7 protein-coding genes are annotated in these 6,839 nt (G+C 71.1%); 3 read left to right on the top strand and 4 right to left on the bottom strand.

Annotated elements, in window-relative coordinates:
* The coding region (locus CCR87_RS08595; protein ID WP_201157118.1) for an ABC transporter ATP-binding protein at positions 1–933 on the top strand (933 nt) is incomplete at its 5' end.
* Positions 934–938: 5 nt separating this feature from the next.
* On the opposite strand, the gene phnE (CCR87_RS08600) is transcribed toward CCR87_RS08595, so the two are convergent.
* The 4 genes from phnE (CCR87_RS08600) to phnD form a co-directional block, all read right to left on the bottom strand.
* A complete protein-coding gene (gene phnE / locus CCR87_RS08600) occupies positions 939–1,760 on the bottom strand; it encodes a phosphonate ABC transporter, permease protein PhnE (protein WP_201157119.1) in 822 nt (273 codons plus the stop codon).
* Positions 1,757–2,560 (bottom strand): phosphonate ABC transporter, permease protein PhnE, encoded by an 804-nt coding sequence (gene phnE, locus CCR87_RS08605; protein ID WP_201157120.1) that lies wholly within the window; start codon positions 2,558–2,560, stop codon positions 1,757–1,759. Before phnE (CCR87_RS08605) ends, phnE (CCR87_RS08600) begins: the two co-directional genes overlap by 4 nt.
* Complete coding sequence (phnC, locus tag CCR87_RS08610; RefSeq protein ID WP_201157121.1) at positions 2,557–3,384, bottom strand: phosphonate ABC transporter ATP-binding protein; 828 nt, start codon at positions 3,382–3,384, stop codon at positions 2,557–2,559. Before phnC ends, phnE (CCR87_RS08605) begins: the two co-directional genes overlap by 4 nt.
* A gap of 75 nt (positions 3,385–3,459) precedes the next feature.
* Positions 3,460–4,404: a phosphate/phosphite/phosphonate ABC transporter substrate-binding protein gene (phnD, locus tag CCR87_RS08615; protein ID WP_207186597.1), complete on the bottom strand. Its 945-nt coding sequence runs from the start codon at positions 4,402–4,404 to the stop codon at positions 3,460–3,462.
* A 160-nt stretch (positions 4,405–4,564) separates the two neighbouring features.
* Between phnD and CCR87_RS08620 the strand changes: the two genes are divergently transcribed.
* Complete coding sequence (locus tag CCR87_RS08620; RefSeq protein WP_201157123.1) at positions 4,565–5,590, top strand: LacI family DNA-binding transcriptional regulator; 1,026 nt, start codon at positions 4,565–4,567, stop codon at positions 5,588–5,590.
* Positions 5,591–5,674: 84 nt separating this feature from the next.
* Complete coding sequence (locus tag CCR87_RS08625; protein ID WP_201157124.1) at positions 5,675–6,628, top strand: tripartite tricarboxylate transporter substrate binding protein; 954 nt, start codon at positions 5,675–5,677, stop codon at positions 6,626–6,628.
* Positions 6,629–6,839: the final 211 nt, after the last annotated feature.

Genomic DNA, 6,839 nt, shown 5'->3' on the forward strand with positions numbered 1-6,839 from the left:
CCACCCCCCACCGGCCGCCCCGTGCTGTCGGTCAAGGGCCTGACCACCCGGTTTCCCATGCGCGGCGGCCTCCTGCGCCGCGTGGTGGCCAATGTCCACGCGGTGGAGGATGTCAGCTTCACCCTCCCCGCCGGCCAGACGCTGGCGCTGGTGGGGGAATCGGGCTGCGGCAAGTCCACCACCGCGCGGTCGATCCTGCGGCTGGTGGAACCCACGGCGGGCGAGGTGATCCTGGACGGCCAGGACATCCGGGGCCTCGACGCGGGCGGGCTGCGGCAGGCGCGGCGCCACATGCAGATGGTGTTCCAGGACCCGTTCGCATCCCTCAACCCCTATCGCCGCCTGCGGGCGCAGGTGGCCGAGCCGCTGATGAACTTCGGCCACCCGCGCGGGACGGAGATGGACGACCGCATCGCGGCCCTTTTCGACCGGGTGCGGCTGCCGCGCGACTACCTCCGCCGCTTCCCGCACGAGCTGTCGGGCGGCCAGCGCCAGCGCGTCGCCATCGCGCGCGCGCTGGCCCTCAACCCCCGGCTGATCGTCGCGGACGAGGCGGTGTCGGCGCTCGATGTGTCGGTGCAGGCGCAGGTGCTGAACCTGATGATGGAGCTTCAGCGCGACCTCGGCCTGTCGTACCTGTTCATCAGCCACGACATGGCGGTGGTCGAGCGCGTCGCTCACCGCGTCGGCGTCATGTACCTGGGCCGCATTGTCGAAATCGGCCCCCGCGCCGCGATCTTCGAGGACCCGCAGCACCCCTATACCCGCGCGCTTCTGTCCGCGATCCCCATCGCCGACCCCGCCACCCGCCGCGCGGTCGGCGACGAGGTCACGTTCCGCGCCATCCCCTCGCCCGTGTTCCCCGCAGGCCACACGCCCGCGCCGTCGCGCTACCGCACCGTCGGGCCGGACCATCTGGTGCTGGAGGGCTGAGGCCGTCAGATCAGCGCGTGGCGCACCCGTGCGGACACCCATTCGCTGACCAGCACCGTGGCCAGGATCACCAGGATGATGAGCGTCACCTGCGGCCAGGCCAGCACGTTCAGGCTCGCCTGCAACTGCGCGCCGATGCCGCCCGCCCCCACCAGCCCCAGGATCGCGCTTTCGCGGATGTTGATGTCCCAGCGGAACACCGAGATGCCCCAGAATGTCGGCAGCACCTGCGGCACGATGCCGTAATTCAGGATCTGTGCCTGGCTGGCGCCGGTGGCGGCGACGGCCTCCACCTGGCGGGCGTCGGTCTCCTCGATCGCCTCATAGAGCAGCTTGCCGATGAACCCGACCGAGCGGAAGCCGATCGCCAGGATCCCCGCCAGCAACCCCGGCCCCAGGATCGACACCAGCAGCAGCGCCCAGATCAGCGCGTTGATCGACCGCGACGCCACGATGCAGAACAGCGCTGCGGGCCGCAGCAGCGTGCGCGACGGCGTGGTGTTGGACGCCGCCAGAAACGCCAGCGGCACCGCGATCGCGATCCCCAGAAGCGTGCCCAGCGTCGCGATGTTGATCGTGTCCCACAGCGGGCCCCACAGCCGCTCCATGTAGGACCAGCGCGGCGGCCAGGCGCGGTTCATCAGGTCGGCCGCCGCCGTGGGCGCGTCCCACACGAACACCCACATCGTGCGTTCGGTCATCAGCCCCCAGCACCACACGAACAGCGCCACCAACCCCAGCCACCCGGCATAGAGGCCCAGCCGACCCGCCGCCGTGCGGTGGTGCCAGACCGGCATCTCGGCCGACGATATGTCCCGCACGCTCATTGAACCCACCTGCGCAGATGCCCCGAGGCGTATTCCGCCACCATCACGATCCCGATGATCAGCAGCAGGATCGCCCCCGCGCTGTCGTATTCATACCGGCTGAGCGAGGTGTTCAGCGTCGCCCCGATCCCGCCTGCGCCGACGATCCCGATCACCGCGGATTCGCGGAAATTGATGTCCAGCCGGTACACCGACAGCCCGATCAGGCGCGGCATCACCTGCGGCTGCACGGCGTAGTTGATGACCTGAAGCCATGACGCCCCGGTGGCGCGGATCGCCTCCACCTGGGTGGCGTCCAGATCCTCGATATCCTCGGCCAGCAGCTTGCCGATGAAGCCGATGGTGGCGAAGGTCAGCGTCAGGAACCCCGCAAACGCCCCGAAGCCGAACAGCGCCACGAGGAAGATCGCCACGATGATCTCCTGCAGGGCACGCGACGCGGCGATGATCCCGCGACAGATCGCATAGACCCAGGCGGGCGCCAGATTGCGCGCCGCCCCCACCCCGATGGGGACCGAGATCAGCACCCCCACCACGGTGGAGGTCAGCGTCATCGTCAGGCTCTCCACCAGCCCGGCCGAGATGTCGCGCCAGCGCGTGGTGAAATCGGGCTGCAGGAAGCCCGCGACAAAGCGCTGCCCGCGCTCCAGCCCGACCATGACGCGGGTCCAGTTCACCTCCACCGTGCCGATGGCCAGCGTCAGGTACACCAGCGCGCCCACGGCCAGCACCACGCGCCAGGCGCGCGAGCGGATCATCTGCGGCGGGCGGCGCCAGCGGGTGGGAAAGGCCGCGCTCATAGCGCCCTCAGCATCTTGCGGGCCTCGTCACGCTCCTCGGCCTCGGCTTCGGCATCGTCGGCGGCGGACTGGCGCATGGCGGTCCAGTCCTCGGCGCCATAGATCGCGGTCAGCGCGTCGCCGGTGAGCTGCGCGGGCGGGCCGTCGAACACCACGCGGCCCGATTGCAGCCCGATGATGCGGTCGGCGAACTGCTGCGCCAGCACCACGTCATGGATGTTGATGATCGCCGGCAGACCGCTTTCGCGGCAGATCTCCACGATCAGGCGCATGATCTGGCGGCTGGTGCGGGGATCGAGGCTGGCCGTCGGCTCGTCGATCAGCAGCAGATCCGGCTCCTGCTCCAGCGCGCGCGCGATGCCCACGCGCTGGCGCTGGCCGCCCGACAGCGCGTCGGCGCGCTTGTCGGCGTGCGCCGACAGGCCCACGCGGTCCAGCAGCGCGAACGCCCGCGCGATGTCGGGGCCGGGAAAGCGGCGGGTGAAGCTGCGCCAGAACGGCACATAGCCCAGCCGCCCCGACAGCACGTTCTCCATCACCGTCAGCCGTTCGACCAGCGCGTATTCCTGGAAGATCATGCCGATGCGCCGCCGCGCGCGGCGCAGATCGCGCGCCCGCAGGCGGGTGATGTCCAGATCGCCCAGCCGCACCGCCCCCGACGTCGGCTCCACCAGCCGGTTGACGCAGCGGATCAGCGTGGACTTGCCCGCGCCGGACGGGCCGATCAGCCCTACCACCTGCCCCTTGGGCACGGTAAAGGTGACGTCCGTCAAGGCCGTGTCACCGGTGCGGTAGACCTTGGTCAGCTTCTCGACGCTCAGCATGCGGGGTCTCCGACGCAGGGGGGCGGCGGGCCGATGCGCCCACCGCCCGAGGGCAGATCAGGTGCAGGTGCCCGATCAGTTGCAGGTGTAGGTGACACCCATCGCCGCATCGATCTGGCGGATCACGCTCCAGTGCTCCTCGAAGGTGATCGGGATGAACTGCGTCTCGCCCTGCGCGCCGAACTCGGCCTGCAGCGCGGTGCCCTCCCAGTCGAAGCTGAAGAACGCCTCCCGGATGGCGTCCTGCAGGTCGGGGTGCAGGTTGTGGACCGTGCCGTAGCCCGAGGTCGGAAAGGTGTCGGAGGTGTAGATCGTCACCAGATCGTCGCGGCTGACGACGCCGCGCGCGACCATGCGCGTCAGCACCGAGTTGGCGATGGCGGCGGCGTCATAATCCGCATTGGCCACCCCGAGGATGGAGTTGTCGTGCCCGCCCGAGAACGCGGCCGAGAAATCGCGGTCGAGCACGAGGTCGAACTCGGCCTCCAGCAGGGCCTGCGGCGCCTTGAAGCCGGAGTTGGACGTCTCGGAGGTGAAGGCGAGCGTGCGGCCGCGCAGGTCCGCCAGCTCCTCGATGCCCGAGCCGGGGTGGGTGATGATCTCCATCTCGTAGCCGAACGAGCCGTCCTCGGCGGCCATCATGGCGAAGGGCCGGAACCCCGCGCACGCCACGGCGATGGGATTGCCGCCGGTGTTGATGGCGGCAATGTGCAGCCGGCCGGCGCGCATCGCCTCCAGCTGGGCGGCGTTCGACTGGACCGGAAAGAACTGCACCGGCTTGCCGGTGGCCTCGGACAGGTGATCGAGGAACTCCTGCCAGACATCCACATACACCGCCGGGTCCTCCACCGGGGTATAGGCAAAGACCAGCGTCGCGGGGTCGAGCCACGCGCTCTCGTCCTCGGGGATGTCGGCGATCAGGTCGCCGTCGGCATCGGTGAAGCGCGGATCGAGCTGGAACGCCCCGGCGGGCAGCGCGATCAGCGCGGACAGGGCGGCGGTGGCAAACAGGCGTGTCATGGCGGGCATTCCCTGATGGCTGCGATGCGCCCGGCTTTAGGGCGCGGGCGTGACGGTTCGGTGATGTGCGGGCGACGTTTCGGTAACATCGGCGGGCGGCTTTGCATCGGCCGCGAAACCGCCGATACTGCGGCCGTCGCACCCACGAGGAAGGGCCCGCATGTCCCGCCCCCCCCCCGACCCCGCCGAGCCGCGCGTGACGCTGGCGCAGGTCGCCCGCGCCGCCGGCGTCAGCGAGATCACCGCCAGCCGCGCGCTGCGCGATGCCGCCAACGTGGCGCCCCGCACGCTGGAGCAGGTCCGCGCCGCCGCCCGCGCGCTGGACTATGTGCCCAACCGGATGGCCGGGGCGCTGGCGGGGGGCGCCTCGCGGCAGGTGGCGGTGGTGCTGCCGTCGCTGTCCAACAGCGTGTTCGCCGATGTGCTGCGGGGGTTGGAGACGCGGCTGGACCACGCCGGCCACCACCCCATCCTGGGCGTGTCGAACTATGACCCCGAGCAGGAGGAACGCCTGATCCGGGACCTCTTGTCGTGGCGCCCGGCGGGGATCGTGATCGCGCCCGCCGCCAGCACCGAGGGCACGCGCCGGATGCTGGCGCAATCGGGCCTGCCGGTGGTGGAGATCATGGACATCGACCCCCCCCCCATCGACACCGCCGTGGGCCTATCGCAGCGCGCCGCCGGGCGGGCGATGGCGGCGCATCTGACCGGGCGGGGGTATCGCCGGTTCGCGTATCTGGGCCACGACATCGCCGCCGACCCGCGCGCGCTCGCGCGGCTGGAGGGGCTGCGCGCCGGCCTGGCCGACGTCCGCGCGCGGTTCGAGGAGGTGCTGACCCTGCCCGGCCCGTCCTCGGTCCCGCTGGGGCGCGAGGGGCTGGCGGCGCTGCTGGCGCGCCGCGCGCCGGGGGGGCTGGCTGTGTGCTTTTCCAACGACGACATGGCGGTGGGGGCGATGTTCCACTGCATGGCGGCGGGGCTGGCGGTGCCGGGCGACGTGGCGCTGGCGGGTTTCAACGGCCTTGCGATCGGACAGGCGCTGCCGCAGCCGCTGACCTCCATCGCCTCCATGCGCGACCGCATCGGGGCGGTGGCCGCCGACACCCTGCTTGCGCGCCTGCGCGGCGAGGAGCCCGCGCGCAGCATCGACGTGGGCTTTGCCCTGATCCCCGGCGCGACCGCCTGATCCCGCCCCGGGGCGGCGCGATCATTTTCATTGACAGCGCTGTCATCGCCATGGAACGGTGATCCGGGGACGAGGGAGGACACCATGAAATCAGCACTTCTGGCCGCCGGCACCGCCGTCGCGGCGACACTTGCGGCGGGCACCGCGCTGGCGGAGTTTCCGCAGCGTCCGCTCAACATCGTCGTGCCGTTCAACGCGGGCGGCGGCACCGATCTTCTGATGCGCGCCTTCGCGCCGCATTTCGAGGAGGCGCTCGGCGGCTCGGTGTTCGTGTCGAACATGGCCGGCGGATCGGGCACGGTCGCGGCCTCGGCGCTGGCGGGGCAGCGCGCGGACGGCCATCAGCTGGGCTACTGGTCGATCACCATCGCCACGATCCAGCCGCAGATCAACGACGTGCCCTATGGGGTGGACAGCTGGACGCCGATCTGTGCGGTCGCGGCGTCCCCCACCATGTTCTTCGTCGCCGACAACAGCCCGTTCCAGAGCATGGACGACGTGGTGGAGGCGGTGCGCGCGGAACCCGGGCGCTACCTCTACGGCTCGTCGGGGCCGGGGGCGATCACGCATCTGTCGATGGTCGCGGCGTTTGCCGGGCTGGGGCTGTCGGATCACGTCCGCCACCTGCCGTTCCAGGGCTCGGGCCCCGCGATGCAGGGCATGGCCGCCGGCACCATCCAGTTCTTCGGCGACACCGAACTGCTGATGCAGGGCGGCGACCTGCGCCCGCTGATGGTGTTCAACGATGAACGGCTGGAGGCGCACCCCGACCTGCCCACCGCGCGCGAGGTCGGGGTCGAGGCCCCGCTGGACGAGCTCTACCTCTGGGGCGGGCTGTTCGCGCCCGCCGGGCTGGACGACGCCGTGCGCGACCAGCTGAGCGACGCCTGCGGGGCCGCCGTCGCCTCGGACGGGTTTCAGGAGTTCGGGGCGCGCACCGGCACCGTGCTGGACTTCATGGACGCGGCCACGTTCGACGCGTTCTTCCGCGCCCAGTACGCGGCCAACGCCACCCTGATCGAGGCGTCGGGCCTCTGACACGCCCCTGACCTGTCGCGGCGGGCCCCGGCCCGCCGCCCCCGCAAGGAGGGCGCCATGGCCCCTGCGCTGAACGAACGCGCGCTGACGACGCTGGCGCTGTTGCTGGCGGGTGCGGGCCTGCTGGTGTCGACCTGGGCGCCGGGGACCCCGGCGCCGGAGCGGGCGTTCTCGCCCACATTCTTTCCGCAGATCGTGCTGGGGATCTGGT

It is taken from the genome of Rhodobaculum claviforme, from assembly GCF_016653255.1.
GTDB classification, from domain to species: domain Bacteria; phylum Pseudomonadota; class Alphaproteobacteria; order Rhodobacterales; family Rhodobacteraceae; genus Rhodobaculum; species Rhodobaculum claviforme.

Coding starts and splice junctions, on each gene's coding strand:
- phnC (WP_201157121.1), bottom strand. CDS start 3,384: ATGCTGAGCGTCGAGAAGCTGACCAAGGTCTACCGCACCGGTGACACG.
- phnE (WP_201157120.1), bottom strand. CDS start 2,560: ATGAGCGCGGCCTTTCCCACCCGCTGGCGCCGCCCGCCGCAGATGATC.
- phnD (WP_207186597.1), bottom strand. CDS start 4,404: ATGACACGCCTGTTTGCCACCGCCGCCCTGTCCGCGCTGATCGCGCTG.
- CCR87_RS08620 (WP_201157123.1), top strand. CDS start 4,565: ATGTCCCGCCCCCCCCCCGACCCCGCCGAGCCGCGCGTGACGCTGGCG.
- phnE (WP_201157119.1), bottom strand. CDS start 1,760: ATGAGCGTGCGGGACATATCGTCGGCCGAGATGCCGGTCTGGCACCAC.
- CCR87_RS08625 (WP_201157124.1), top strand. CDS start 5,675: ATGAAATCAGCACTTCTGGCCGCCGGCACCGCCGTCGCGGCGACACTT.